Source organism: Dechloromonas sp. CZR5 (genome assembly GCF_008711155.1).
Lineage (GTDB): Bacteria > Pseudomonadota > Gammaproteobacteria > Burkholderiales > Rhodocyclaceae > Azonexus.
This window is the reverse complement of record NZ_VUYQ01000011.1, coordinates 16,180-42,653: the sequence shown is the minus strand read 5'-3', so window position 1 is coordinate 42,653 and position 26,474 is coordinate 16,180. Positions and strand designations below refer to the sequence as shown.

27 protein-coding genes are annotated in these 26,474 nt (G+C 63.1%); 22 read left to right on the top strand and 5 right to left on the bottom strand.

What is annotated here, in order from left to right:
• Positions 1 to 47: 47 nt before the first annotated feature.
• The 17 genes from F1002_RS19240 (at position 48) to F1002_RS19160 (ending at position 15,258) form a co-directional block, all read left to right on the top strand.
• Positions 48 to 578 (top strand): GNAT family N-acetyltransferase, encoded by a 531-nt coding sequence (locus F1002_RS19240; protein ID WP_150430669.1) that lies wholly within the window; start codon positions 48 to 50, stop codon positions 576 to 578.
• Between the two features lie 104 nt (positions 579 to 682).
• Positions 683 to 1,702 carry a TRAP transporter substrate-binding protein gene (locus F1002_RS19235; protein ID WP_150430668.1) on the top strand — a complete coding sequence of 340 codons (1,020 nt, stop codon included), beginning with the start codon at positions 683 to 685 and terminating at the stop codon, positions 1,700 to 1,702.
• Positions 1,703 to 1,724: 22 nt separating this feature from the next.
• Complete coding sequence (locus F1002_RS19230; protein ID WP_150430667.1) at positions 1,725 to 2,264, top strand: TRAP transporter small permease; 540 nt, start codon at positions 1,725 to 1,727, stop codon at positions 2,262 to 2,264.
• A complete protein-coding gene (locus F1002_RS19225) occupies positions 2,265 to 3,593 on the top strand; it encodes a TRAP transporter large permease (protein WP_150430666.1) in 1,329 nt (442 codons plus the stop codon).
• A gap of 15 nt (positions 3,594 to 3,608) precedes the next feature.
• A complete protein-coding gene (locus tag F1002_RS19220; RefSeq protein ID WP_150430665.1) occupies positions 3,609 to 4,253 on the top strand; it encodes a fumarylacetoacetate hydrolase family protein in 645 nt (214 codons plus the stop codon).
• Positions 4,250 to 5,023, top strand: a complete 774-nt coding sequence (locus F1002_RS19215) for a fumarylacetoacetate hydrolase family protein (RefSeq protein WP_150430664.1) — start codon at positions 4,250 to 4,252, stop codon at positions 5,021 to 5,023. Before F1002_RS19220 ends, F1002_RS19215 begins: the two co-directional genes overlap by 4 nt.
• Positions 5,024 to 5,042: 19 nt before the next feature.
• On the top strand, positions 5,043 to 6,497 hold the full coding sequence (gene hpaE, locus F1002_RS19210) for a 5-carboxymethyl-2-hydroxymuconate semialdehyde dehydrogenase (RefSeq protein WP_150430663.1): 1,455 nt from the start codon (positions 5,043 to 5,045) through the stop codon (positions 6,495 to 6,497).
• A gap of 23 nt (positions 6,498 to 6,520) precedes the next feature.
• Positions 6,521 to 7,369, top strand: a complete 849-nt coding sequence (gene hpaD / locus F1002_RS19205) for a 3,4-dihydroxyphenylacetate 2,3-dioxygenase (RefSeq protein WP_150430662.1) — start codon at positions 6,521 to 6,523, stop codon at positions 7,367 to 7,369.
• Between the two features lie 70 nt (positions 7,370 to 7,439).
• Positions 7,440 to 8,336 carry a 3,4-dihydroxyphenylacetate 2,3-dioxygenase gene (gene hpaD, locus F1002_RS19200; RefSeq protein ID WP_150430661.1) on the top strand — a complete coding sequence of 299 codons (897 nt, stop codon included), beginning with the start codon at positions 7,440 to 7,442 and terminating at the stop codon, positions 8,334 to 8,336.
• A gap of 19 nt (positions 8,337 to 8,355) precedes the next feature.
• Positions 8,356 to 8,751, top strand: coding sequence for a 5-carboxymethyl-2-hydroxymuconate Delta-isomerase (locus F1002_RS19195; RefSeq protein WP_150430660.1), 396 nt, complete (start codon positions 8,356 to 8,358; stop codon positions 8,749 to 8,751).
• Positions 8,752 to 8,767: 16 nt separating this feature from the next.
• Complete coding sequence (gene hpaH, locus F1002_RS19190) at positions 8,768 to 9,571, top strand: 2-oxo-hept-4-ene-1,7-dioate hydratase (RefSeq protein WP_150430659.1); 804 nt, start codon at positions 8,768 to 8,770, stop codon at positions 9,569 to 9,571.
• Positions 9,572 to 9,593: 22 nt separating this feature from the next.
• On the top strand, positions 9,594 to 10,385 hold the full coding sequence (locus tag F1002_RS19185; RefSeq protein WP_223879697.1) for an aldolase/citrate lyase family protein: 792 nt from the start codon (positions 9,594 to 9,596) through the stop codon (positions 10,383 to 10,385).
• A 21-nt stretch (positions 10,386 to 10,406) separates the two neighbouring features.
• Positions 10,407 to 11,861, top strand: a complete 1,455-nt coding sequence (locus tag F1002_RS19180) for an NAD-dependent succinate-semialdehyde dehydrogenase (protein WP_150430657.1) — start codon at positions 10,407 to 10,409, stop codon at positions 11,859 to 11,861.
• Between the two features lie 68 nt (positions 11,862 to 11,929).
• Complete coding sequence (locus F1002_RS19175) at positions 11,930 to 13,126, top strand: Bcr/CflA family multidrug efflux MFS transporter (protein WP_150430656.1); 1,197 nt, start codon at positions 11,930 to 11,932, stop codon at positions 13,124 to 13,126.
• Positions 13,127 to 13,150: 24 nt separating this feature from the next.
• Positions 13,151 to 13,543 carry an MAPEG family protein gene (locus F1002_RS19170; protein WP_150430655.1) on the top strand — a complete coding sequence of 131 codons (393 nt, stop codon included), beginning with the start codon at positions 13,151 to 13,153 and terminating at the stop codon, positions 13,541 to 13,543.
• Between the two features lie 31 nt (positions 13,544 to 13,574).
• Positions 13,575 to 14,840 (top strand): MFS transporter, encoded by a 1,266-nt coding sequence (locus F1002_RS19165; RefSeq protein ID WP_150430654.1) that lies wholly within the window; start codon positions 13,575 to 13,577, stop codon positions 14,838 to 14,840.
• Positions 14,830 to 15,258, top strand: coding sequence for a heme-binding protein (locus tag F1002_RS19160; RefSeq protein WP_150430653.1), 429 nt, complete (start codon positions 14,830 to 14,832; stop codon positions 15,256 to 15,258). The genes F1002_RS19165 and F1002_RS19160 overlap by 11 nt, the downstream gene beginning before the upstream one ends.
• 67 nt (positions 15,259 to 15,325) lie before the next feature.
• Here F1002_RS19160 and F1002_RS19155 read toward each other — a convergent pair whose 3' ends face one another.
• Positions 15,326 to 15,544 carry a hypothetical protein gene (locus tag F1002_RS19155; protein WP_150430652.1) on the bottom strand — a complete coding sequence of 73 codons (219 nt, stop codon included), beginning with the start codon at positions 15,542 to 15,544 and terminating at the stop codon, positions 15,326 to 15,328.
• 121 nt (positions 15,545 to 15,665) lie between these two features.
• Here F1002_RS19155 and F1002_RS21080 point away from each other — a divergent pair, with 121 nt between their 5' ends.
• From F1002_RS21080 to F1002_RS19135, 5 genes are all read left to right on the top strand, one after another.
• Positions 15,666 to 15,830, top strand: a complete 165-nt coding sequence (locus F1002_RS21080) for a hypothetical protein (RefSeq protein ID WP_191090476.1) — start codon at positions 15,666 to 15,668, stop codon at positions 15,828 to 15,830.
• A gap of 232 nt (positions 15,831 to 16,062) precedes the next feature.
• Complete coding sequence (locus tag F1002_RS19150) at positions 16,063 to 17,394, top strand: hemolysin family protein (RefSeq protein WP_150430651.1); 1,332 nt, start codon at positions 16,063 to 16,065, stop codon at positions 17,392 to 17,394.
• Between the two features lie 116 nt (positions 17,395 to 17,510).
• Positions 17,511 to 18,692 (top strand): acetylornithine transaminase, encoded by a 1,182-nt coding sequence (locus F1002_RS19145; protein ID WP_150430650.1) that lies wholly within the window; start codon positions 17,511 to 17,513, stop codon positions 18,690 to 18,692.
• A gap of 364 nt (positions 18,693 to 19,056) precedes the next feature.
• A complete protein-coding gene (locus F1002_RS19140) occupies positions 19,057 to 20,022 on the top strand; it encodes an ABC transporter substrate-binding protein (protein ID WP_223879688.1) in 966 nt (321 codons plus the stop codon).
• A 29-nt stretch (positions 20,023 to 20,051) separates the two neighbouring features.
• Positions 20,052 to 22,733 (top strand): PhnD/SsuA/transferrin family substrate-binding protein, encoded by a 2,682-nt coding sequence (locus F1002_RS19135; protein ID WP_191090475.1) that lies wholly within the window; start codon positions 20,052 to 20,054, stop codon positions 22,731 to 22,733.
• A 53-nt stretch (positions 22,734 to 22,786) separates the two neighbouring features.
• Here the strand turns inward: F1002_RS19135 and F1002_RS19130 are convergent, their stop codons facing one another.
• From F1002_RS19130 to F1002_RS19115, 4 genes are all read right to left on the bottom strand, one after another.
• The gene (locus tag F1002_RS19130; protein ID WP_223879687.1) at positions 22,787 to 23,329 is read right to left on the bottom strand and encodes an isochorismatase family protein; all 543 of its coding nucleotides are present in this window, start codon (positions 23,327 to 23,329) and stop codon (positions 22,787 to 22,789) included.
• 114 nt (positions 23,330 to 23,443) lie between these two features.
• Complete coding sequence (locus tag F1002_RS21550; RefSeq protein ID WP_150430647.1) at positions 23,444 to 24,763, bottom strand: ATP-binding cassette domain-containing protein; 1,320 nt, start codon at positions 24,761 to 24,763, stop codon at positions 23,444 to 23,446.
• Positions 24,764 to 24,777: 14 nt separating this feature from the next.
• Positions 24,778 to 25,539 carry an ABC transporter ATP-binding protein gene (locus tag F1002_RS19120; RefSeq protein WP_191090474.1) on the bottom strand — a complete coding sequence of 254 codons (762 nt, stop codon included), beginning with the start codon at positions 25,537 to 25,539 and terminating at the stop codon, positions 24,778 to 24,780.
• Between the two features lie 2 nt (positions 25,540 to 25,541).
• Complete coding sequence (locus F1002_RS19115) at positions 25,542 to 26,474, bottom strand: branched-chain amino acid ABC transporter permease (protein ID WP_150430646.1); 933 nt, start codon at positions 26,472 to 26,474, stop codon at positions 25,542 to 25,544.

Genomic DNA, 26,474 nt, shown 5'->3' with positions numbered 1-26,474 from the left:
AGTTTCCCGGCCGCCTCGTGCGGCCGGTTTTTTTTGGTGCCCCTGCCATGAGCGAATTTCAGATACCGACCCGACTCGAAACCGAGCGCCTGGTGCTGCGCATGTTTCGTGAAGACGACTGGCGCCGTATGCATCTCCATTACGGCAACCCCGACTGCACGCGCCATACCCTGGGCCGGGTGCTGAGCGAAGGCGAAAGCTGGCGCCTGACGGCGACGCTGGCCGGGCACTGGCTGCTGCGCGGTTATGGTCCCTATGCGCTGGAGGAAAAGGCGGGCGGCGCAATGATCGGTGCGGTCGGCCTGTGGTACCCCGCCGATTTTCCCGAGCGCGAGATCAAATGGGCGCTGTTGCCTGAATGCCAGGGGAAGGGGTTCGCCAGCGAAGCCGCCCGGGCGGTGCAGGCCATGACCGCCGAGGTGTATCCCGGACAGCAGCCGATCAGCTTTATTCACCGCGACAACGCGGCCTCGATCCGCGTTGCGCGGGCTGTCGGCGCGCATCTCGAAAACGAGATCGATTTTCGCGGCGGCCGCTTCCAGATTTATCGCCATCCGGCCCCGGGAAAAAAAGCGTAAAAAATTCGAAGAGCAGTTGACTCACTAACATCCTAGTGATTTAATTTGATCACTAACATGTTAATAAATGTGGGTCCGACCCACACCCTTCGAGGAGATGTCGAATGAACACACGTCACTTTGCCCTGCTTGGCGCCATGGCCGTTTCCATCCCGGCTTTTGCTCAGGAAGTCACCTTCAAGATCGCCCACTTCCTGCCGTCGGCCGCGCCGACGCAGCAGAAGGTGCTGCAGCCGTGGTGCGAGGAGATGGGCAAGCTGTCCAACGGCCGCATCAAGTGCCAGTTCTACCCGGCCATGCAGCTCGGCGGCACGCCGGCCCAACTGGCTGACCAGGTGAAGAACGGCGTCGCCGACGTGGTGTGGACCGGCCCGGGTTATTCCGCCGGTCGCTTCCCGGCCATCGAGGCCTTCGAACTGCCGTTCATGGTCAAGGATTCAACTTCCAGTTCCAAGGCACTGTGGAAGTACTACCAGCAGCACGCGCAGCAGGAATTCGCGGCCTACAAGGTGCTCGCCTTCCACACCGACGGCGGCCAGGCGGTACATACCGCCAGCAAGCAGATCGCCGGCCTGACCGGTTTTTCCGGCCTCAAGCTGCGCACCTCGACCCGTGTCGGTGCCAAGACCCTGGCTGCGCTGGGCGGCCAGCCGGTGGCCATGCCGCCGGCCCAGGTGACCGAAGCGATTTCCAAGGGCGTTGTCGATGGTTCGCTCGGCGCCTGGGAACTGGTCTATCCGACCAAGCTGTCCGAAGTCACCAAGTTCCACCTGCAGCCGGACAATGGCGTCGCCTATCCGACCGCCACGGTGCTGACCGTGCTGATGAACAAGCAGAAATACGACGGCCTGCCGGCCGACCTGAAGGCCATCGTCGACAAGACCACCGGCGAAGTGATGGTCGGCAAGTTCGGCGCCATGTTCGATGAGGTCGCCGCCGATACCAAGAAGCGCATCGCCGCCCAGGGCAACAAGATCACCACGCTGAGCGCGACCCAGGTGACGGCCATGAAGCAGGCGACGGCCAGCGTCGAGGACGAGTGGGCCAAGCAGGTCGGCGAAAAGGGCCTCGACGGCAAGAGGCTGATCGCCGCGGCCCGCGAGCTGAGCGGCACGACCAAATAAAAAAAGGATCGAGGAGAACAGCATGCAAGATCCGATGGGTATGCCGCATGATCTGGTGGAGCACGACAAGGTCGAGCACTACCTGATCATGGCCGGCAAGGCGATGGCGATTTCGGGCGGTGTCCTGTTCATCGCCCTGATTGCGATGTCGCTGGTGTCGATCATTGGTCGCAAACTGGGCTTCGGCTCGGTGAACGGCGACATCGAGCTGATGCAGGCCGGCACGGCCGTTGCCGCGACGGCCTTCCTGCCGTATTGCACCCTGCTCGGCGAGCACATCAAGGTCGACTTTTTCACCGAGAACATGCGCGATTCGCTGAAGCGTCCGATCGATGGCATTGCCGAAATCCTGTTTGCCGTGGTTTCGGGCTTGCTGGTCTGGCGCACCATCCTGTCGGCCATCGCGACCCGCGAGTCGGAAGAGGTGACGACGCTGGTCTCGTTGCCGCTGTGGATCCCGACGGCCCTGCTCGTGCCGGGGCTGTTCCTGATGATGGTCTGCGCGATCTACCGCGCCTATGCCCACTTTCATCCGACCAAGAACATTCCGGGGAGCAGATAAATGAGCGGTACCTCTATCGGCTTGATCGGTTTCGGCTGTCTGCTGGCCATGCTGGCCGTGCGCGTGCATATCACGATGGCGATGTTCGTCACCGGCGCCGGCATCTATCTGGTCATGAATGCCGGCGAAACGTCCGGCCTGTTGTACACCCTGAACAACCTGGTCTATGCCCGGGTCTCCAACTACGATCTGGCGGTGATCCCGCTGTTCATCCTGATGGGCCAGTTCGCCACGCACGGCGGGCTGTCCAAGGCGCTGTTCAAGGCGGCCGGCACGCTGATCGGCCATTGGCGCGGCGGTCTGGCCATGGCCTCGACGGCGGCTTGCGCGGCATTCGGTGCCATTTGCGGCTCTTCGCTGGCGACGGCGGCCACCATGGGGCAGGTTGCCTTGCCGGAACTGAAGGCCAATGGCTATTCCGGCAAGCTGTCGACCGCCACGCTGGCCGCTTCCGGTACGCTGGGCATCATGATTCCGCCGTCGGTGCCGCTGGTCATCTACGCGGTGCTGACCCAGGAATCCATCGGCAAGCTGTTCGTCGCCGCCGTCGTGCCGGGCATCATCGCGGCGCTCGGTTACATCCTGGTCATCGCCCTGGTGGTCCGGCGCGATCCCAGCGCCGGTCCGGCTGGCAAGAAGGTGCCGTTCGGCGAAATGATCAAGGCCCAGATCAACATCATCCCGGTGCTCTGCGTTTTCCTCGTCGTCATCGTCGGCATCTACGGTGGCTGGGCCAACCCGACCGAAGCCGCCTCGATTGGCGCGGCAGCCTGCGGCATCATCGCGGCGGTGTCGGGCGGCATGCGCACCAAGGATTTCCTGCAGAGCGTCTATGGCACGGCCCACGCCACCGGCATGATCTTCATGGTGCTGATCGGCGCCGACCTGCTGAACTCCAGCCTGGCCCTGTCGCAAATGCCGACCGAGCTGGCCCTGTGGGTGCAGAACAGCGGCCTGCCGGCGCTGGTCGTGCTGTTCTCCATCCTGCTCATCTATATCCTGCTCGGCTGCGTGATGGATTCGCTGGCCATGATCCTCTTGACCATCCCCATCTTTTATCCGATGGTCATGGGGTTGGATTTCTTCGGCATGAGCATCGAGGACAAATCGATCTGGTTCGGTATCCTGGCCCTGATGGTTGTCGAGATCGGCCTGGTCCACCCGCCGGTCGGCATGAATCTCTACGTGATCAACAAGATCGCCAAGGATGTGCCGATGAAGGAAACGGCCTGGGGGGTGATGCCCTTCCTGGCTTCGGATTTCCTGCGCATCATCGCCCTCGTTTTCTTCCCTGTCCTGTGTCTCGGTCTGGTTCATTACCTCGGCTGAGCGGAGTCTAGAAACATGATCAAACAGCAAGTGTGCGGTACGGTTTTCGGCGTCATCCTCAATGACACCGTTTCCGTCCAGAAAATCGGTTCGCTGGAGGAGGCCCCGTACAAGGGTGCTCCCAAGGCGCCGGTGCTCTATCTCAAACCGGCCAATACCCGCGTTGCCTGCGGCGCCGCAGTCAGCCTGCCGGCCGGTGCGGACAGCGTCGAAGTCGCAGCCACCATCGGTCTGGTCATGGGCCGTGCCGCCGGGCGACTGGCAGCGGGCAATGCCCTGGAGGCGGTCGCCGGCGTCGTGCTGGCTGCCGACCTGAGCCTGCCGCATACCAGCTACTACCGTCCCGCCATCCGCGAGAAGTGTTTTGATGGATCGTTGCCGATTTCCTCGGTCAAGCCGCTGGCCGATCTGGCCGGCCTGACGCTGACGACCGAAATCGACGGCCAGGTGGTCGACACCCGTTCATTGAACGATCTGATCCGTTCGCCGGCCAAACTGCTGGCGGATGTGACGGAGTGGATGACCCTGAGCCAGGGCGACGTCCTGCTCGTCGGCGTGCGCTACATGGCGCCGCAGGCCAAGGCCGGCAGCACCGTTCGTATCAGTGCCGAAGGTCTCGGCAGCCTGAATTTCACCATTGCCGAAGGAGTCGCAGCATGAAGCGCGGTCGCATCGCCTACAACGGCGCCGTTCATCAAGTCACCGACGCCGGTGTTGAAAACGCGGGCAAGGTTCGCCTGGCCGATGGCCGCCTGCTCAACGACGGCGACTTCCAGTGGCTGCCGCCGGTCGAAGCCGGCACCGTCTTCGCCCTCGGCCTGAACTACGCCGACCACGCCAAGGAACTGGCTTTCAAGGCACCGGAAGTGCCGCTCGTCTTCCTCAAGGGACCGAACGCCATTACCGGCCACAAGGCCAACACCCGCCGCCCGGCCGACGCCACCTACATGCACTACGAGTGCGAGCTGGCCGTCGTGATCGGCAAGACCGGCAAGAACGTCAAGAAGGCCGACGCCATGGACATGGTTGCCGGCTACACCGTGGCCAACGACTACGCCATCCGCGACTATCTCGAGAACTATTACCGTCCGAACCTGCGCGTCAAGAACCGCGATGCCTGCACGCCGCTCGGTCCCTGGCTGGTCGATGCCGCCGACGTGCCAAACCCGATGGCGCTCAAGCTGACGACGCGGGTCAACGGCAAGACGACGCAGGAAGGCACGACTGCCGACATGATCTTCGACATCCCGACGCTGATCGAATACCTGTCGTCCTTCATGACCCTGAATCCGGGCGACGTCATCCTGACCGGCACGCCGGAAGGCCTGGCCGACGTCAAGGCGGGCGACGTGATCGAAACCGAAGTCGAAAACGTCTGCTGCCTGGTCAACACCATCGTCGACGACGCCACCTATTTCGCCAACGCTTAAGAGAAAGCGAGAACAGCACATGATCCAGCACATCATCAACGGCCAGAAGGTCGGCAGCAAGGAAAGCTTCGAGACCATCAATCCGGCGACCGGCGAGGTGATCGATACCGTCGCCAGCGGTGGCCAGGACGAGGTCAACGCCGCGGTGGCCGCGGCCAAGGCTGCCTTCCCGGGCTGGGCCGCGACGCCGGTCAAGGAGCGCGCCCGTTTGGTGCGCAAGCTGGGCGAACTGATCGCCGCCAACGTCGAGCCGATCGCTGACCTGGAAACCGCCGACACCGGCCAGGTTACCCACCAGACCAAGAAGGTGCTGGTGCCGCGCGCCTCCGACAACTTCAACTACTTCGCCGAGTTGATCCAGCACATGCACGGCGAAACCTACGATTCCGACACCGGCCACCTCAACTACACGCTGTGGCAGCCGGTCGGCGTCTGCGCGCTGATCTCGCCGTGGAACGTGCCGTTCATGACCGCCACCTGGAAGACCGCGCCCTGCCTGGCCTTCGGCAACACGGCCGTGATGAAGATGTCCGAGCTGTCGCCGCTGACCGCCAATCGCCTCGGCGAATTGGCCCTCGAAGCCGGCATTCCTGCGGGCGTGTTCAACGTCGTGCATGGTTTTGGCCACACCGCCGGCGAACCGCTGGTCGCCCACCCGGATGTCCGTTCGATCTCCTTCACCGGCTCGACCGCCACCGGCAACCGCATCGTCAAGTCGGCCGGTCTGAAGAAGTTTTCGATGGAACTGGGCGGCAAGTCGCCGTTCATCATCTTCGACGATGCCGACTACGAACGTGCCCTCGACGCCGCCATCTTCATGATCTTCTCGAACAACGGCGAACGCTGCACTGCGGGGTCGCGGATCATCGTCCAGGCCGGCATCTACGACAAGTTCGTCGCCGATTTCGCCGCCCGCGCTGCGAAAATCAAGGTCGGCGACCCGACCGACATGAGCACCATCATCGGCCCGATGATCTCCAGGGGCCACCAGGAAAAGGTCAATTACTACATCGAACTCGGCAAGCAGGAAGGCGCCGAAGTCGTCTTCGGCGGCGGCACGCCGGTGGTCGACGACAAGTTCAAGAATGGTTTCTGGGTCCAGCCGACCGTCTTCGCCGGCGTCGACAACAAGATGCGCATCGCCCAGGAAGAAATCTTCGGGCCGGTGCCGTGCATCATCCGCTTCAAGACCGAAGAGGAAGCCGTCGCCATCGCCAACGACACCATCTACGGCCTGTCGTCGTACTTGTGGACCAACAACACCGGCCGCGCCATCCGCCTGGCCAAGGCCATCGAGTCCGGCATGACCTTCGTCAACAGCCAGAACGTCCGCGACCTGCGCCAGCCCTTCGGCGGCAGCAAGGCTTCCGGCACCGGCCGCGAAGGCAACCACTACAGCTACGAAGTGTTCTGCGAAGCCAAGAACATCGCCGTGTCTTACGGCAGCCATCACATCCCGCGCTGGGGCATCTGAGGCAGGGAAGGAGGAGACATATCATGGGAAAACTCGTACTTGCCGCCAAGATCACCCACGTTCCGTCGATGTATCTGTCGGAACTGGACGGGCCGCACAAGGGCTGCCGCCAGGCGGCCATCGACGGCCACAAGGAAATCGCCCGCCGCATGCGTGAGTTGAACGTCGACACCATCGTCGTCTTCGACACGCACTGGCTGGTCAATTCCGGTTATCACATCAACTGCGCGCCATCGTGGGAGGGCATCTATACCTCCAACGAACTGCCGCACTTCATCAAGAACATGCCGTTCTCGTATGAAGGCAACCCGGCACTCGGTCACGCCATCGCCGACGTGGCGACCGCCGCCGGCGTGCATACCCGCGCCCACGATGCGACCAGCCTGGCGCTGGAGTACGGCACGCTGGTCCCGATGCGCTACATGAACGAGGACAAGCAGTTCAAGGTCGTCTCGGTTTCCGCGCTGTGCACCGTGCATAACCTGGCCGATTCGATCCAACTGGGCCGCGCCGTGCGCAAGGCCATCGAGGAAAAGTTCGAGGGTAATGTCGCCGTGCTGGCTTCGGGTTCGCTTTCGCACCGCTTCGCCCAGAACGGCGTGTCCGAGCAGTTCCTGCACAAGGTCTGGGACCCGTTCCTGGAAACCATCGATCACCATGTCGTCGAACTCTGGAAGAACGGCGACTGGAAGACCTTCTGCGGCATGTTGCCGGAGTACGCGGTCAAGTGCCACGGCGAAGGCATGATGCACGACACCGCCATGCTGCTTGGCGTACTCGGTGCCGAGGATTACCAGGGCAAGGCGGAAGTGGTCACCCCGTATTTCGGTTCGTCCGGTACCGGCCAGATCAATGTCGTCTTTCCCGTCTAACTAAAGAGCGTAAAGCCACCTTCACCCCCAACCGTGAACACTTTCCACACCATCAAAGGGAGACAGCAACATGGGTGAAATCGTCATGGCCATCAAGTGCACACATGTGCCTTCGATGCTTATTTCCGAACAACCGGGTCCGGCCCACGGCTGCCGCCAGGCCGCCATCGACGCCGAGCGCGAGCTCGGCCGTCGCGCGGTCGAGCTCGGCGTCGACACCTTCATCGTGTTCGACACGCACTGGCTGGTCAACGCCGGCTACCACATCAACAACAACGCGGTGCACAAAGGCAACTACACCAGCCACGAGTTCCCGCACTTCATCCAGGACCTGCCCTACGAATTCCCGGGCAACCCGGAACTCGGGCGGATGATCGCCGAGGAAGCCACGGCCATGGGCGTCAAGACCCGCGCCCACGAAGTCGCTTCCCTCGACCTTGAGTACGGCACCATCCTGCCGATGCGCTACATGAACCCGGAAGGCAAGATCAAGGTTGTCTCGATCGCCGGCTGGAGCACCTTTGGCTCGCTGGAGGAGTCGCGCATTCTCGGTGAGGCGCTGGCCAAGGCCGTCGCCCGTAGCAACTGCCGCGTCGCCATCGTCGCCAGCGGCTCGATGTCGCACCAGATCTGGGAAAACCGCCTGGTCGAGCAGGGCTTCAATACCATCAGCCGCGAATTCAACAAGCAGGTCGACCTGCGCGCCCTGCAACTGTGGGAAGGCGGCGAGTGGGATACCTTCCTGCGCATGCTGCCCGAGTACGCCCAGTACTGCACCGGCGAAGGCAAGATGCACGACACCGCCATGCTGTTCGGCGCCATCGGCTGGGACAAGTACGAAGGCAAGGCCGAGATCGTCTGCCCCTACTTCGAAAGCTCGGGGACCGGCCAGGTCGTCGTCAATCTGCCGGTCGCCGGCATCCCGCCGCTGGCCCGCGGCGTCGGCATGGAAATGCCGGTTTCCTGATTCGCGCAAGGAGCGAGGAATGCCCCATCTGATCTATGAAATCACCGACAACCTCGATGTGGCGGAAGCCGACATCAAGGGTTTGCTCCGGAAATCCAACCAGGTGCTCATTGACCAGGGTGGGGTCTATCCGACCGGGGGCATCCGCTCCCGCGTCATCTGGCTCAAGGACTACTGCGTGGCCGACGGCGCCCAATCGAGCGACGCCTTTGTGCACGCCACGCTGAAGATCGGCGCCGGGCGTTCCGACGAAGCCAGGAAAAAGACCGGCGACGAACTGTTCGCGATGTTGAGCGAACACTTCGCCGCCTTCTTTGAACGCCACGGACTGGCCTTGTCGATGGAAATCGCCGAGTTCAGCGAGGCCGGCACCTGGAAGAAAAACAACATTCACCCCCGCTACAAGAAAAACTGACAGAGGAGAGATAAAGATGCTCAGCCAAGACATCATCGAAGCGGCTGCGCGCCGCCTGCACGAAGCCGAAAAGGCCCGCAAGCCGGTGCGCCAGATTTCGCTGGACCACCCGGAAATCACCATCCCCGACGCCTACGCCATCCAGAAGGCCTGGGTGCAGATGAAGCTGGCCGAGGGCCAGAAGATCGTCGGCCACAAGATCGGCCTGACCTCGCGCGCGATGCAGATGTCGTCGCAGATCAACGAGCCGGACTTCGGCACGCTGCTCGACGAAATGGTCTACAAGGACGCCGCCGAGATTCCCTGTTCCCGCTTCATCGATCCGATGGTCGAGGTCGAGCTGGCCTTCATCCTCAAGGATCGCCTCGAAGGCGAGAACGTCACCATCTTCGACGTGCTGTCGGCCACCGACTACGTGACCCCGGCAGTCGAGATCATCGACGCCCGCTGCCACCGTATCGATCCGGAAAGCAAGCGGCCGCGCAAGGTGATGGACACTATTTCGGACAATGCCGCCAACGTCGGCATCATCCTCGGCGGCCGCCCGATCAAGCCGCTCGACATCGACCTGCGCTGGGCGGCCGCGCTGCTCTACAAGAACGGCATCATCGAGGAAACCGGTGTCGCCGCCGGCGTGCTGAATCACCCGGCCAACGGCATTTCCTGGCTGGCCAAGAAGTTCGCGCCGCACGGTGTCGCGCTGGAACCGGGCCAGATCATCCTGGCCGGCTCGTTCACCCGTCCGGTCAAGGTCGCGCCGGGTGATACCATCCACGTCGATTACGGCCCGCTGGGCAACATCACCGCCCGTTTCGTCTGACAAGGAAGCAAACTCCGTGGACATGCCTCTCAACACCTTCAAGCGCGCCCTGGCAGCCGGTGAAACGCAGATCGGCCTCTTTCTCGGCATGGCCAACGCCTACGCCGCCGAAGTGGTCGGTACGGCCGGTTTCGACTGGCTGCTGATCGACGGCGAGCACGGCCCCAACGACCTGCGCTCCATCATCGAGCAACTGCAGGTGCTGGGTCAGTACCCGGTGCGACCGGTGGTGCGTACCGTCGACCACGACGTCGCCCGCATCAAGCAACTGCTCGACGGCGGCGTCCAGACGCTGATGGTGCCGATGGTCGAAACCGCCGAAGAAGCCGAATCGCTGGTGCGCGCCATGCGCTATCCGCCGCACGGCATCCGCGGCGTCGGCACGGCGCTCGCCCGTGCCGCCCGCTGGAACGGCGTGGACGGCTATTTCGCCAAGGCCGACCAGGAAATGTGCCTGATCGTGCAGATCGAGTCCGTCGCCGGTTTGGCCGGTCTCGCCGACATCCTCAAGGTCGATGGCGTCGACGCCGTGTTCATCGGTCCGTCCGATCTGGCCGCCTCGATGGGGCATCTCGGCAATCCGGGGCATCCGGACGTTAAGGTGGCGGTCGAAGGCGCCATTCGCCAGATCGCTGCTGCCGGCAAGGCCGCCGGTGTTTTCTCGGCCGATCCGACCATCGCGGCCGGGTATCGCGAGATGGGCGCCAGCTTCCTGCTGGTCGGTGTCGATGCCTTGCTGCTGCGCAATGCCTCGGTCGCCCTGGCCGACAAATTCAAGCAGGCCGGCTCCGCCAAGAGCGGCGCGGCTTACTAAAACATTCAAGGAGAACAGTCCATGCTGGCATTGAAGGATCCCAACCTGCTGCGTCAGGCCTGCTATATCGATGGTGCCTGGGTCGGTGCCGACAACGGCGAAACCATCGCCGTCACCAATCCGGCAACGGGCGAAACCATCGCGACCGTGCCGCGCTGCGGCGCCGCCGAAACCGAGCGCGCCATCCAGGCCGCCGACAAGGCGCTCAAGACCTGGCGCGAAACCACAGCAGCCGAGCGCGCGCGCATCCTGCGCCGCTGGTTCGACCTGCTGATGGCCAACCAGGACGACCTCGGCGCGCTGATGACGGCCGAGCAGGGCAAGCCGCTGGCCGAAGCCAAGGGCGAAATCGCCTACGCTGCCGCCTACGTCGAATGGTTCGCCGAGGAAGCCAAGCGCGCCTACGGCGAAGTCATCCCGTCACCGTTCAAGGATCGCCAGATCGTTGTCACCAAGGAGCCGGTCGGCGTTTGTGCCGCCATCACGCCGTGGAACTTCCCCTCGGCGATGATCACCCGCAAGGTCGCTCCGGCGCTCGCCGCCGGTTGTACCATCATCCTCAAGCCGGCCGAGCAGACGCCGCTGTCGGCGCTGGCTCTGGCCGAGCTGGCCGAGCGTGCCGGCGTCCCGGCCGGCGTGTTCAGCGTGGTGACCGGCAAGGCCTCAGCCATCGGCGGCGTGATGACGTCCAGCCCGATCGTCCGCAAGCTGACCTTCACCGGTTCGACCCCGATCGGCCAGTTGCTGATGCAGCAGTGCGCCGGCACGGTCAAGAAGATGTCGCTGGAGCTGGGCGGCAATGCGCCGTTCATCGTCTTCGATGACGCCGATGTCGATGCCGCCGTGGCGGGTGCCCTGGCGTCCAAGTACCGCAACGCCGGCCAGACCTGCGTCTGCTCCAACCGCTTCCTGGTCCAGGACGGCATCTACGATCTGTTCGCCAGCAAGCTGGCTGCTGCCGTCGCCGGTCTGAAGGTCGGCAACGGCATGGAAGAGGGCGTCACGCAAGGCCCGCTGATCGACGATGCGGCGATCAACAAGGTCGAGGAACTGGTCAAGGACGCCACAGACAAGGGTGCCCGCGTGGTGACCGGCGGCAAGCGCCATGCGCTGGGCCGCACCTGGTTCGAACCGACCATCCTGGCCGACGTGACGACCGGCATGGCCGTCGCCAAGGAAGAAATCTTCGGGCCGGTGGCGCCGCTGTTCCGCTTCAAGACCGAAGCCGAGGCCGTGCAGATGGCCAACGACACCGAATTCGGCCTCGCCGCCTACTTCTTCTCCAAGGACCATGGTCGCGTCTGGCGCGTGTCGAAGCAGCTCGAATACGGCATGGTCGGCGTCAACACCGGCCTGATCTCGACCGAAGTCGCCCCGTTCGGCGGCGTCAAGCTGTCGGGCATCGGCCGCGAAGGCTCCAGCCACGGTCTCGACGAGTACATGGAAACCAAGTACCTGGCCTTGGGCGGTCTTTAACATTCACGGCCTTCCAGCCCGGGATATCCTGTCTCGGGTCGGTATGGCGGCCAAACGAAGAATCCCGGATGACACCTGATCCTGTCGAAACGGCCCGCGAGGGCCGTTTCATTTTGCTGCTCGGCGCGCTCGTCGCATTCGGGCCGCTGGCCATCGATCTCTATTTGCCCGCCTTGCCGGCCATCGCGGCTGGGCTGGGAGCTTCGCCCGAGGCTGTTCAGTCGTCGATCACCGTCTTCCTTGCCGGCTTCGCCGTCGGCATGCTGTTCTACGGGCCGATTTCCGATCGCTACGGACGGCGCACCGTGATGTTGACCGGGATCGCGCTGTTTTCGCTGGCCAGCCTGGCCTGCATGCTGGCCTCGGCGGTCGAACAACTGATACTGGCCCGTTTTGTCCAGGCATTGGGGGGCGGGGCCGCCTCGGTTCTGGCGCGGGCCGTCGTGCGAGACGTTTATTCGCCGACCGAGGCGATCCGCAAGCTGTCGCTGATGGCCATGGTCACGGCCATTGCGCCGCTGCTTGCGCCCTTGCTCGGCAGTGCCTTGCTGGCCGGCTTTGGCTGGCGGGGCACCTTCGCGGCCGTGCTGGCCTGGGGCGTGCTCAGCCTGGTAGTCGTCTGGCGCCTGTTGCCCGAAACACTGCCCCCCGAAAAACGCGGGCAGATGTCGCTGGCCGCTGCCTTCGCTGCCTATGGCCGCCTGGCACTCGATCCGGTCGCCATCGGGTTGTTGCTGGCCGGCGGCATGTCGTTCGCCGCGATGTTCGCCTACATCACGGCCAGTCCGTTCTATTTCATCGCCTTGCAGAAACTGTCGCCACTCGCTTACGGCGCCTTGTTCGCGGCCAACGCGCTGGGCATCTTCGCGGCCAACTATGCCAACAGCCGTCTGGTCAAAAGCCGGGGCGCCGCCACGATGGCCAGCATCGGCTGCGCCTGCGGCTTTGCCGGGGCGTTGCTGCTGGCGGCGGCCGTGTTTGGCGGCGACGTGCTGCCGCTGGTGATTGCCGGTCTCTTCGTCGTGGTCAGCATGACCGGTTTGCTCGGCGCCAACTGCGTCGGCTTGCTCATGGCACGCTATCCGCAGAATGCCGGTGCGGCGGCGGCGCTGTTCGGTTCCAGCCAATTCGGATTCGGCATGTGGGCCAGCGCGGCGGTCAGTTACACTCACGATGGCAGCGGCCGGCCGATGGCATGGGCCATCGTGGCGACGATGACCCTGTCTCTGGCGGGCTATCTGCTCTACCGGCGCGTTGCGCGCTGAACGCATCCACAGCGAGGGCCGACTATGAATCCTGTCATCGTGTATTGCATTGGCGCCCTGGGCTGCCTGCTTTTCCTGCTCGGGCTGTCCGTCTCCGTTCTGCGCCGCCGCAGCGGCATCGGCTCCGGTCCGGCGCCGGAAAAGAACGCGCCGCTCAACAGGGCGATTCGGGCGCACGCCAACACGGCCGAGTTCGCGCCTTTCCTCGCCGTCATGTTCCTGTACTTCGGCTGGCGCGGGCCATCCGACCTCGCGCTCTGGCTGATCATCGCGGCCACCATCTGCCGTTTCCTGCTGGTCATCGGGCTGACGGCCTGGCCGAGCATGTCGCGGCCCAATCCGGCACGCTTCATCGGTGCTTTGGGAACCTATCTGTGTGGAGCAGCGTTATCGGTCCTGATGCTGATCGGCGCTTAGGTCGGATGGCCTCGATCGTGAACTGGCTTCGATGACCAAACCATCGCGTTCCAGTCGTTTGCCGGCCGGCATGCGCGCGCTGGCGCATCGCAACTTCCGCCTGTATTTCGCCGGTCAGGCGGTTTCGATCCTTGGCTCGTGGATACAGCAGGTGGCCCTCGCCTGGCTGGTCTATCGCCTGACCGGGTCGGCTGCCTTGCTCGGCGTTACCGCCTTCTGCGGCTTGATCCCGCAGTTGCTGGTCGGGCCGCTGGCCGGTGCCTGGATCGACAAGCAGGACAAGAAGAAATGGCTGGTCGGCGTGCAGGCCCTGATGGCGGTGCAGGCGTTCGTCCTCGCCGGTCTGACCTGGGCCGACTGGATCGGCACGCCCTTCATCGTATTGATGGCCCTCGTGCTCGGCACCCTGAGCAGTTTCGACGCGCCGCTGCGCCAGTCCCTGATCGGCAGTTTCGTCGGCAGTCGTGACGACCTGCCCAACGCGCTGGCCCTCAACGCCATGCTGTTCAATGCCGGGCGCTTCGTCGGTCCGCCCATCGCCGGCCTGTTGCTCGGCACGACGTCGGAGGCCTTCTGCTTCGCCATCAACGGCTTTTCGTTCCTGGCCCTGATCGCCGGCATCCTGCTGGTGCACGGCACGCCGCCGCCACGCGCCAAGGGGTCGATGGGCGAGGTGTTCAAGGAGGGGCTGCAGTACGCGTGGCAGACATGGAGCGTCCGTACCCTGATCCTGACGCTCATTGCCCTGAATCTGACGGCCTCGACTTACGCCGTGCTGCTGCCGGTGTTTGCCCGCGACGTGTTTGCCGGCGATGCGACGACCCTCGGCTGGCTGTGGGGGGCGGCCGGCTGCGGCGCCTTCCTGTCGACCATCTACCTGGCCACCCGCAAGGCGGTGCCGGCCGTGGTGTCGGCCATCGTCGCCGGGGTGGCGATCAGCATGGTATCGATGCTCGCCTTCGCCATGACCACCTGGCTGCCGCTGGCGCTGGCCGGCATGATCGGCCTCGGCTTCGGCATTTCGGTGTGCAATGTCGGCATCAACATGGTGTTGCAGAGCATTGCGCCGGAAACGCTGCGCGGGCGGATCGTCTCCTTCTTCACCTCGGCCCGCTTCGGCTTCGATGCGCTGGGCGGGTTGCTCGCCGGTTTCGTCGCTTCCTGGCTGGGGGCGGGGCATACCCTGTTGGTCGAAGGCGGCGCCCTGCTGCTGTTCGTCGTTTTCCTCTTTACCCGGCGACAGCGCCTGCTGGCCCAGGTCGCCGAGGCTCACGGAGATTCATCGCATGGACATTGAAATGATCGCCTCGCTCGGCCTGGGGAGCGCCGAACAAATTGCCGACGGCGCCCTCGCCGCCGCCCGCGAAGCCGGGGTCAAGATCTGCGTGGCCGTCGTCGACCGCGCCGGCTATCCGCTGGTCTTCAAACGCCACCCGGGGGCGCCTTTCCACTCCATCGACATCGCGCTCGACAAGGCCTACACGGTCGTCAGTTTCGGCCCGGCCACAGCCAAGTGGGACGCCCGCCTGGCCAAAGGCTCGGACATGCTGCGCCACGGCCTGATGCAGCGCGACCGCTTCGTCGGCTTCGGCGGCGGCCTGCCGATCAAGCACGACGGCGTCCTGGTCGGGGCGATCGGCGTTTCAGGCGGCAGCGAGGCGCAGGATATAGCGTTCGCCGAGGCGGCGCTGGCAGGGTTGGCGGCCGGCGCTTAAGCGGTCAACGGGCTGGCTTGGCCGGGATGGTCGTGACTCGGTAGGTGCATCTCAACGACGCGGGCCTTCAGGAATTCGCCTTGCCCTGACCGTCCGGTTCCTCGGCGAGCAACGGTGCTTCCCTCGATTCCGGCGGCGGAGCGCATTTCGACGAACCGCAGCCATGCCGCTTGCAACTCCCCGGTGCAGCAATGTCGACGCCGTCCTCGCTCATCTTCTTCAATATCTGATAAATGACCGCCACGCCGGCGACGAGCAGAACAAGGGCGACGATGACTGCGAACATGAGAAAAGCTCGGAAGAAAGGGGCCACCACTATACCGCGTCGTCCTGCGGCTGCAATGAGGTGAAACCTTGCAAGGGGAATTCTGCCCAACGGAGCACTCCAATCGTTGCAAGGAATGTCCATGCCGACTTTGCCGGGCCGTCAGCCCATCAAACCCGATACCCCCAATCCCAAAGACCCGATCCATCACCCGCACAAGTCGGACCACCCTTTTCGCGATCAACGTGAAGAAGACGGGTTCGACACCGACGACGAAGATACCGGTTCGGAGCCTTGGTGGATGTAGGGCGGCGGCGCTGTCGGAGTGCCGTCAATGCAAGGGTGTCTTGTGTCTCAACCCGAGGCTGCACCCGAACCGTTGCCGACCTTGGCGACTAAAGATTTGACGATCCGCCATCTCACCGAGAGCGGATGCATCGCCTCCGGTGAGCAGACAGGGGCGAAGATGGCAACTGCTATACTGATTTCCCCTTCACACCGAAACCGCGCGCAAGCAACTGCGCAGGGCGGTTTCAAACATGGATATATTTCTTCTAGTCATCCTCATTCTTATCAATGGCGTGTTCGCCATGTCCGAAATAGCCGTCGTCTCCTCGCGCAAAGCGAGGCTGCAAAATCTCTCGGATGACGGAAGCATCGGGGCCGAGGCGGCCCTGAAGCTGCATCAGGAACCTTCCAGCTTTCTCTCAACCATTCAGGTGGGGATAACCTCGGTCGGCATCATGAGCGGTGCGATTGGCGAGGCGGCGCTTGCCGATCCCCTGGCCGAGTGGCTGGCCGGCATCCCGCTCCTCGACTCCCACGCCAAGTCGATTGCCCTGGCCGTAACCGTGATCGCATTGACCTATTTCTCGGTCGTTGTCGGTGAACTCGTTCCGAAACGGCTGGCCATGCTGGCGCCCGAAGGCGTCGCTTCGCTGATTGCTCGGCCCATGATGCTTCTGGCGAAGGTGGCTCATCCGCTGGTGGTCGTCCTGTCCTCATCTTCGACCGCTATCCTGAGTATTCTTGGCGCTCGTCGCAAGGAAGAACCTCCGGTCACCGACGACGAAATCAAGGTGCTGATGGAGCAAGGTGCTGAAGCCGGCGTATTCCACGAGAGCGAGCAGGAAATCGTGTCGAATGTCCTCCGGATGGATGAGCAGAAAATCCCGGCCATCATGACTCCGCGCCGCGAGATGTTTGTCATCGACCTCGACGAAGGGGACGAGGCCGTTCGCCAGCAAATCATCGAAACCGAGTTCTCTCGCGTCGTGGTCTGCCGCGATGGCCTTGAGCACGTCCTGGGTATCCTGCAAACGGGCGACCTGCTCAAGAAGGCCTTGCCTGGCGGGCATTGCATTACCTCTGCCGATATTGAGTCCGTACTCCACGCGCCTTTGTTCGTTCCCGAAACGGTGACGACGACTCAACTGCTGGAGAATTTCAGGCGCGCGCGACAGCAGTTTGCGCTCATCGTCGATGAATACGGCGATGTTCAGGGCGTGGTAACCCTTACCGATGTGATGTCGGCGATTGTGGGCGAACTGTCCGAACCTGAAAGGCCGGAGGAGCGCGACATGCTGCAACGCGAGGACGGCTCGTGGCTGGTCGATGGCGACGTCGGTATCGAGCGTCTGAAGTCGGCACTCGACATTGAAGGTGAGCTACCCGGTGAGGAGGAAAAGGGGTTCCATACCCTGGGTGGATTCATCATGCATGCCCTGGGGCGCATCCCGGCACCAACCGACCATTGCGAAGCTGCCGGTTGGCGTTTTGAAATCATGGACATGGATAAGAACCGCGTGGACAAGGTACTTGTTTCGACAGCCGCGATAGCCGGGGCATCTGCAACTGTCGAGAATCAGTAGCCAGGTATTTTTTGGGTATCGACACTCGGTACGGGAGCCTTCGCTCTGCGCAGGTTCCCGTAATTCGGTAACATCGCGTCTTTACCCTTGCCGCTTCACGCTACGGAAAGTCGACCATGCAATACCACGCTGCCAATACCGATTCCCTGATGACCATCACCAACCGTCCGGAACTCGTCTTCGAGCGCGGCGAGGGGTCCTGGCTGTTCGATCATCAGGGCAAGCGCTATCTCGATTTCATCCAGGGCTGGGCGGTCAATTGTCTTGGCCACTGCCCGCCGGAAATCACCGCCGCGCTGACCGAACAGGCCGGCAAGCTGCTCAATCCCAGCCCGGCCTTCTACAACGGGCCGATGGTCGAACTGGCCGGGTTGTTGACCGACAACTCCTGCTTCGACCGCGTCTTCTTCGCCAATACCGGCGCCGAGGCCAACGAGGGCGCCATCAAGCTTGCTCGCAAATGGGGGCAGCTGAACCGCGACGGGGCTTTCGAGATCATCACCTTCGGCCACTCCTTCCACGGTCGTACGCTGGCTACCATGTCGGCTTCCGGCAAGGCCGGTTGGGACACGATCTTCGCTCCGCAGGTATCCGGCTTCCCGAAGGCGGTTTACAACGACATTGCGTCGGTCGAGGCACTGATCGGGCCGAAGACGGTTGCCGTCATGCTCGAACCGGTGCAGGGTGAGGGCGGCGTGATCCCGGCCGACCTGGAGTTTCTCAAGGCCCTGCGCGCGCTGACCGAAGCGCGCGGCATCCTGCTCATCGTCGACGAGGTGCAGACCGGTGTTGGCCGTACCGGCAAGCTGTTCGCCTATGAACATGCGGGCATCGCCCCGGACATCATGACGCTCGGCAAGGGCATCGGCGGCGGCGTGCCGCTGGCTGCGCTGCTGGCCCGCGAAGCGATCTGCTGCTTCGTGCCGGGCGACCAGGGCGGCACCTACAACGGCAATCCGCTGATGACGGCGGTTGGCGTCGCGGTCGTCCGGCGCATGCTGGCGCCGGGCTTCCTCGCCGAAGTCGAGGCCAGGGGGCAGTACCTGGCCAAGCGCCTGCTCGAACTCTCGGCCAAGCATGGCCTGAAGGGCGAGCGGGGTTCCGGCCTGCTGCGCGCGCTGATTCTCGACGACGAGCGTGGCCCGGAGATCGTCCAGAAGGCTCTGGCGCTGACGCCGTTCGGCCTGCTGCTGAATGCGCCACGCCCCAACCTGCTGCGCTTCATGCCGGCGCTGAACGTCAGCGAAGCAGAGATCGACCAGATGATTGGCTTGCTCGACAGCTTGTTGCAGCGCTAATTGGGCGTCTCACGACGCTGCAGGTCAGGGCAGGCGCCCCGGCTTGCCACGTCATGATGAACGGTTTGTCTGGCTTGGTTTGACCAATTGCCCGGGGGCTGCGTGTGCTCCCGAGGCGGGGGGCCGGGCGTCCTCCTGCACCGCATCGTTCCGATATCGAATCCTGGAAAATTCCGGCGACAGCAGGCGGAAGAACCGTCTTCGCAATTGTTACAAAATACCATTTTCTGTACATGGTTTTTTTGACGGAAGGCGCTCTATGTAAGGGTTTTGTGATTTAGGATGTGGCTTTGGCAGACCTGCTGTACTTTGTGTTATTCGCAGGTTTGTCGATCAAATCTGAACACACATCGCTTTCGCCCCAATGAATCGCCGTCAACTGATCAAGACCATCGCTGCCATGGCCGGCATTTCCGCTTGTGCAAGATTCGACAGCGGGCCAATGACGATTGCCGCGCATACCTGGGTGGGCTACGAGCCGATGTTCATGGCCCGCAACGAGGGGTGGCTGGAAGACCAGACGGCGCGTCTATACCAAACCCAAAACGCGACGGAATCGCTGCAGGCCTTGGCAGAGGGCAAGGTTCACGGAGCCGCATTGACGCTGGACGAGGTATTGCAGGCCAGGCAGCGCGGCCAGAAGCTGACGGCCGTGATGATTTTCAACATCTCGGCCGGAGCGGACATGCTGGTTGTCCGGCCGCAGATCGCTTCGCTGTCGGACCTGCGCGGCAAGCGCCTGGCCTACGAGCAGAGTTCGGTGGGGGCTTTGTTGCTGGCCGAGATATTGAACAAGGCGGGGTTGGCCAGGAGCGACCTGACGCTCGTGCCGCTTGGCGTGGACAAGCAAGTCACGGCATGGCGAGAGAAGGCATTCGATGCCGCCATCACCTACGAGCCGGTGGCGAGCGAACTGCTCGATCTCGGTGCCCGAAAGCTGTTCGACAGCCGCCAGATTCCGAACACCATCGTCGATGTGCTGGTCATTCGCAGCGACCTGGCGAGCGAGTACGCCGAGGCGCTCCGCCATCTCCAGCGCGCGCATTTCCGGGCCCTCGATCATCTGGCGCGCAATCCTCACGATGCCGCCTACCGGATGGCGGGGCACCTGGGGTTGCCGGCGGGTGATGTCCTGTCGGCCTTCAAGGGCCTGGTCTTGCCAGATGCGCCGGCCAATCAGCGTCTGCTGGCCGGCAAGGAGCCTTCGCTATTGCTGACGGCCAAAAGACTCTCGGCGGTGATGGTTGCCAGCGGGCTCCTGCAACAGCCGGATACGCTCCATGAGTTGGTCAACGCCGATTTCATTCCAGGGGACCTGCTCGAACAATGATCCCGGCCACGTCCGCTTCCATGGGAGTCATGATCCGGCGCGTTGCGAGGGATTTGCTCCTGCTCGTCGCCTTGGTCGCCGGTGGCGTGGCCATGGCGGCGGAGCCGGTCAGGATCGGTATCTTGTCCTTTCGTCCCAAGGTAGAGACCTTGAAACAATGGCAGCCATTGGCTGTCCTGTTGAAGCAGTCGATTCCCGATCGGGACTTTAGCATCGAGCCCTTGAACTACGAGGAGCTCAATCTCGCGGTGGCCAGCCGGCAACTCGATTTCGTATTGACCAATCCCGGGCATTTCGTTTATCTCAGTCGCACCGTCGGGGTGTCCGCGCCATTGGCCACGCTGGTGATGAAGGAAAACGGGCAAGCCCTTTCCGTTTTCGGTGGAGTGATTTTCAGCCGTGCGGATCGCGCAGATATTCAGACATTGAGCAATGTTCGCGGAAAGACGGTTGCGACACCCAACCAGGGATCTCTGGGTGCCTACCAGATGCAGGCTTATGAATTGCAGAGTGTAGGCATCAGGCTGGCCGAGGATGTCCGCCTTATGGAAACCGGCTTGCCGCAAAACAGGGTGGTCGATGCCGTTCTGTCGGGAAAGGCGGATATCGGACTGGTGCGTACCGGTTTCCTCGAGAGCCTTGCCCGCGAAGGCAGGCTCGAGATGAATCAGCTCAAGGTGCTCAATCGCCAGTCCCTGCCGGGGTTCCCCGTCAGTGCCTCGACCCGCCTCTATCCGGAATGGCCCATTGTCGCCATGCCGCAGATCAATGAAGCGCTGGCACGCCAGGTTCTGGCTGCCTTGCTCCTGCTGCCGGAAGATGGCGCAAGCGCGCAGGCGATGGGTATCGCCGGTTTTTCCGTGCCGGCCGACTATACGCCGGTGGCCGACCTGCTTCGGGAGATGCGGATGCCGCCGTTCGAGCAGGCTCCGACATTCACCTTGCGCGACGTGTGGGCTCGCTACCAGTGGCCCATGGTGGCCGCCTTCGTCGCGCTGGGGCTGATCCTGGTACTGGGTTTCCGGCTTTTCCTGACCCGGCGGGAGTTGCAGCTTCAGCATGAAACCGTTCTTGACCAGAAGCGACGCCTTGAGCTGAGCGAAACACGTTTTCAGCTGGCGATCGAAGGTGCCGAGGCGGGCGTCTGGGACAATGATCTGGTCTCCGGGGCCCTTTATCATTCGCCCCGGATGTACGAAATGCTGGGTTATACCGCCGAAGAGCTTCCGGCGGAATTCGATGCGTGGAAGGCGGTCATGCATCCCGATGATTGGGAATGCCTCTGGGAGCGCGTGCAGTCTCACCTCGACAAACCCGATGATGAATACGAATTCGTCATGCGCTTGCGCCATCGGGATGGCAATTGGCGCTGGGTGCTGACCCGGGGGCGGGCAACGCGCGATGCGCAGGGAAAACCGGTACGCTTCACCGGGACGCATATGGACATCACCGAGCGCAAGCAGGCTGAAGAGGAGCTGTTGCGTCACCGTGACCATCTTGAGGACTTGGTGGCCGAGCGGACGGTGGCGCTGCAGATCGCCAAGGAGGCTGCCGAAGCGGCGAGCCGCGCAAAAAGCGCATTCCTGGCCAATATGAGCCATGAGTTACGTACCCCGATGAATGCCATCATGGGGATGACGGATCTGGCCCTGCGGCGAACCGTGGATGCCAAACAGGCCGACCAGCTGAACAAGGTGATCGGCGCTTCCAGGCATTTGCTGGGGGTCATCAACGATATTCTGGATATCTCGAAGATCGAGGCGGAACATCTTGAGCTGGAGCATATTCCTTTCGATCTCAAAGCGGTTTTCGGCAAAGTGTCCGGCTTGCTCAACCAGGCTGCCGCCGACAAGGGCTTGCAGCTGTACATGGACATTCCCGATGAACTGGCCAGTCTGCGTTTGTCCGGCGACCCGCTGCGCCTGGGGCAGATATTGATCAATCTCGGCAGCAACGCCATCAAGTTTACCGAGCGGGGCAGTGTTCGCATCCGCGGGCGATTGAGCGAAGAGCCTGGCGATAGCGTGTGTGTCCGCTTTGATGTCGAGGATACCGGGATCGGGATTGGCACCGCCGATCAGGCGCGCCTGTTTTCCGCGTTCGTCCAGGCGGATGACTCAATCACGCGCAAGTACGGTGGCAGCGGCTTGGGGCTGGCGATCAGCAGGCGTCTGGTGGAAATGATGGGCGGCGAGATCGGGGTTCATAGCGAGCCGGGCAAAGGAAGCACTTTCTGGTTTACGGCCCATCTGGCAACGAACGGGGCGGCCGTGGAAGCCGGCGAGGCCGCCGAGACAAGCTCCGCGGAGGCCGAGCTGAAGGCATCGTACGCCGGAACACGGGTGCTGCTGGTCGAGGATGAGCCGATCAATCAGGAGGTTTCGCGTTGCCTTCTGGAGGCCGTTGGCCTGCATGCCGACATCGCAAATGACGGGGTGGAAGCTGTCGATCACGCCTCGGCGACCGGTTATGCGCTCATCCTGATGGACATGATGATGCCCCGCCTGGACGGGCTGGGCGCAACGCGCGCCATTCGCGAAGCGGAGGACGGGCACCGCACACCCATTATCGCAATGACCGCCAATGCGTTTTCCGAAGATCAGGAACGATGCCTGGCGGCCGGCATGGACGATTTCATGTCCAAGCCGGTGGCACCCGACGAGCTCTATGCCAAGCTGCTGAAATGGTTGCGGAAGGGCGACGCAACCTGATCCCGGCGGTTTGAGCAACAGGGCCGGGCCGCATGCGTTTGCCGCGGCACACCCTAGCGGATAAAGCCTTTCAGGATCTCGCGGAAAGCCGGTGAATCGGCGTTTTCCAGCCATTCGAAGGCGACCATTTCGCGGCTCACGATCTCGGCGCCGTTCTGGCGCATGCGCAGCAGGGCGAGTTCCTTGTCGCGGGGGCGGCGCGATCCGACCGCCTCATCGACCACGAAAACCTCCCGCTTGGCAGCCAGCAGATCGAGGACCGTTTGCTGGACGCAGACGTGGCTCTCCATGCCGGTGACGATCCACTGCTGGCGTTCGGCGGATGGTGCCTGCAGCAGATTCCCCTCGGCGACCGCGGAGAACCAGGTTTTTTCGACGATCCTGTCTTCTGCCAGGCGGCTGCGCAAACGGGGTTCGGACAGCCCGATGCGCTGCGGGCAGTGTTCGGTGGCCAGCGCCGGGACGCCGAGCAAGGCGGCGATATCCATGAGCCAGAGCGTATTGGCCAGAACGTCGTCGCCGCCATCGATGGCGGGCAGCAGGGCGCCCTGGATGTCGACGACGAGCAGGACGGAGCGGGACGGAGTGATTTTCACGGTGGGGGCCTCTGGCTGAATGGACGACGGGTCGTCCATCCTCCGCGATATCGCGAAGGGAGACAAGGCGGGCGCCCGAAGGGGAGAATACTCGCCAACAGGCGCCGCCCGGCGTTACATACCGAGATAGGCTGCTCGTACCTGCTCGTTGCTGATCAGCTCCTGGCCGGTACCGGTCAGCGTGATGTTGCCGGTTTCCAGCACGTAGCCGCGGTCGGCGATGGCCAGTGCGGCGAAGGCGTTCTGCTCGACCAGGAAGATGGTCATGCCTTGTGCCTTCAGCGTCTTGACCACGTTGAACACTTCCTCGACCAGCAGCGGGGCGAGGCCCATCGACGGCTCGTCGAGCAGCAGCATCTTCGGACGGCCCATCAGCGCGCGGCCGATGGCCAGCATCTGCTGCTGGCCGCCGGACAGCGTGCCGGCCGGCAAGGCGCGCTTTTCCTTGAGGATGGGGAACATCGAGAACACCTTCTCGAGATCGCCTTCGACCTGGCCTTTCGGTTGGGTATAGGCCCCCAGGCGCAGGTTGTCCTCAATGGAGAGCGGCCCGAACACCTGACGGCCTTCCGGGCTCTGGCAGATGCCGCGGCGCATGCGCAGGTCGGAACGCAGCCTGGAGATGTCTTCGCCGTCGAACATGATCTGTCCGCCGCTCATCGGCTGCACGCCCGACAGGGTGCGCAGGAAGGTGGTCTTGCCGGCACCGTTGGCGCCGACCAGGGCCACCAGTTCGCCCTTGCGGACTTCGAGATCGATGCCCTTGAGCGCCTTGATGCGGCCGTAGCAGCTTTCCATGCCCTTGACCGACAGCAGCACGTCGCCGCCGACGCCGGGGGCGGCGCCCGGTTGCAGGGTGCCGGCGCTATGGGCGCCGAGGCCGATGGATTCAGGGGCCAGACTGGCGATGCGGTGGAACAGTTCGCGGAACTCGGCGCGTGCCTTGCCACCGAACAGCGGGTCATCGTTGTCGAGGAAGGCCTTGTCGATCTCGGCCCAGTCGTCCGCCGTCAGGACCTCTCGGGCGAGCGGCATGGCGTCCTTTTCCTCGCTGCGGATGTGCCCCTTGAGCCCTTGCGTGTAGTTGCGCAGGGCAGTCGTGAAGGCGGCGTTGTTCTCGCCGCCGCTGGCCGCGGCGCCGAGTTTGGCGCGCAGGTCGCGGAGCAGTTCGGGGCCGTTCTTGTGCTCGGCCTGCAGGCGGTCGAGAACAGCCGCTGCCTCGTCGGAGCGCTGGCGCAGCAGGCGGAAGAGGAATTCGTCTTCCTTGGCGTGATGCGAACGGTCCATGAACTGCTCGATGTAGTCGAAGACCGAAGTGAAAAACGGTGCTTCGATCTTGCCGCCGGCGTCGATTTCGTCGGCCACGAGGTCGAGGGTCGTGGCGATGCGCCACAGGTTCTGATGCTCTTCGGTGATGATGCGCAGGGATTCCATGATCTCTCCTCTTCTTATGCGTGAGCGCCGAGATAGGCGGCAATCACATCCGGGTTCTTGCGGATTTCCTCGCCGGTGCCTTCGGCCAGTTTCTTGCCGTAGTCGAGGACGAGGATGCGGTCGGAGAGATTCATGACCATCTTCATGTCGTGCTCGACGAGCACCACGGTGACGCCGGAATCGGCGATCTTGCGGACGAGATGGTCGACTTCGATGGTTTCCTTGGGGTTGAGGCCGGCCGCCGGTTCGTCGAGGAAGATCAGGCGCGGCTTCATGGCCAGGGCGCGGGCGATTTCCAGACGCTTCAGGGCGCCATAGGACATGGCGTCGGCGCGGGTTTCGACATACTGGCTGAGGCCGACGAAGTCCATCAGTTGGGCGGCTTCGTCGCGCAGTTCGCGATCGCCTTTCTTCAGACCCGGGAAACGCAGGGCGGCTTTGACCAGATTACGGTCAAGGCGTAAGTGAGCGCCCACCATCACATTCTCGACGGCGCTCATGTTCATGCAGATCTGCAGGTTCTGGAAGGTGCGGGCAACGCCACGCTCGGCCAACTGGTTGGGCGACTTGCCATGGATGGCTTCGCCGTCCAGCTTGATCTCGCCGGTGGTCGGCTTGTACACCCCGGTGATCAGGTTGAACAGCGTCGTCTTGCCGGCGCCGTTCGGCCCGATGACCGAATAGACAATGCCGGAGTCGATGTTGAAGGTGACGTTCTGGACGGCCTTGACGCCGCCGAAGTGGATGGAGAGGTCTTTGACTTCGAGCATGGACATGATCATTCTCCCTTTCCGAATTTGGCGGCCAGCGTCGGAACGAGGCCCTTGGGCAGGAAGATCATGCAACCCATCAGGATGGCGCCGAAGACCACGGTTTCCCAGCCTTCGAAGGTGGCCAGCGCCTGCGGCAGGGCGGTGAGCAGCACGGCGCCGACCAGCGAGCCATAAACCGAGGCCATGCCGCCGATGACGACCATGGTCACCAGTTCGATGGAATGGAAGAAGTCGGCGAAGTTGGGGCTGACGAAACCGACGTAGTGTGCCGTGACGCTGCCCATCAAGCTGGCGAAGACGGCCGACAGCACGAAAATCGCCACCTTGTAGCGCACGACATCGACGCCGACCACCTGCGAGGCGACTTCCGAGCCATGCAGGGCACGCAGGGCGCGACCGAAGGGCGAGTCGATCAGGTTCAGCGAGGCCCACACCGACACCGACAGCAGCAGGGCGACGACCCAGTACCACTGTTTGTCGCTGCTCAATTCGAAGCCGAACAGGCCCATGGCCGGTACCGGCATGCCGTCAGGGCCGCCGGTCCATTGCGCCTCGTTGCGCAGCGCGATGTTGATGATGATGCCCAGACCGAGGGTGGCCATGGCCAGGTAGTGGCCCTTGAGCTTGAAGATCGGACGGGCGACGAGCGCGGCGAGGATGCCGGTGGCCGCCGCGCCGGCGCCCATGGCGAGCAGCGGATGCCAGCCGAAGTGCGTCGGCAGCACGGCCGAGGCGTAGGCGCCGATGCCGAGGAAGCCGGCATGGCCGAGGCTGATCTGGCCGGCGAAGCCGATCAGCAGGTTGAGACCGAGGACGATCACGGCGTTGATCGCCATGCGGATGACCAGGTCGAGATAGAAGCTGTTGGGGACCACGAAGGGCAGCACCGCGAGCAGCGCGACGACCAGATACAGGCCGAAATAGACACTTTTTTTCAT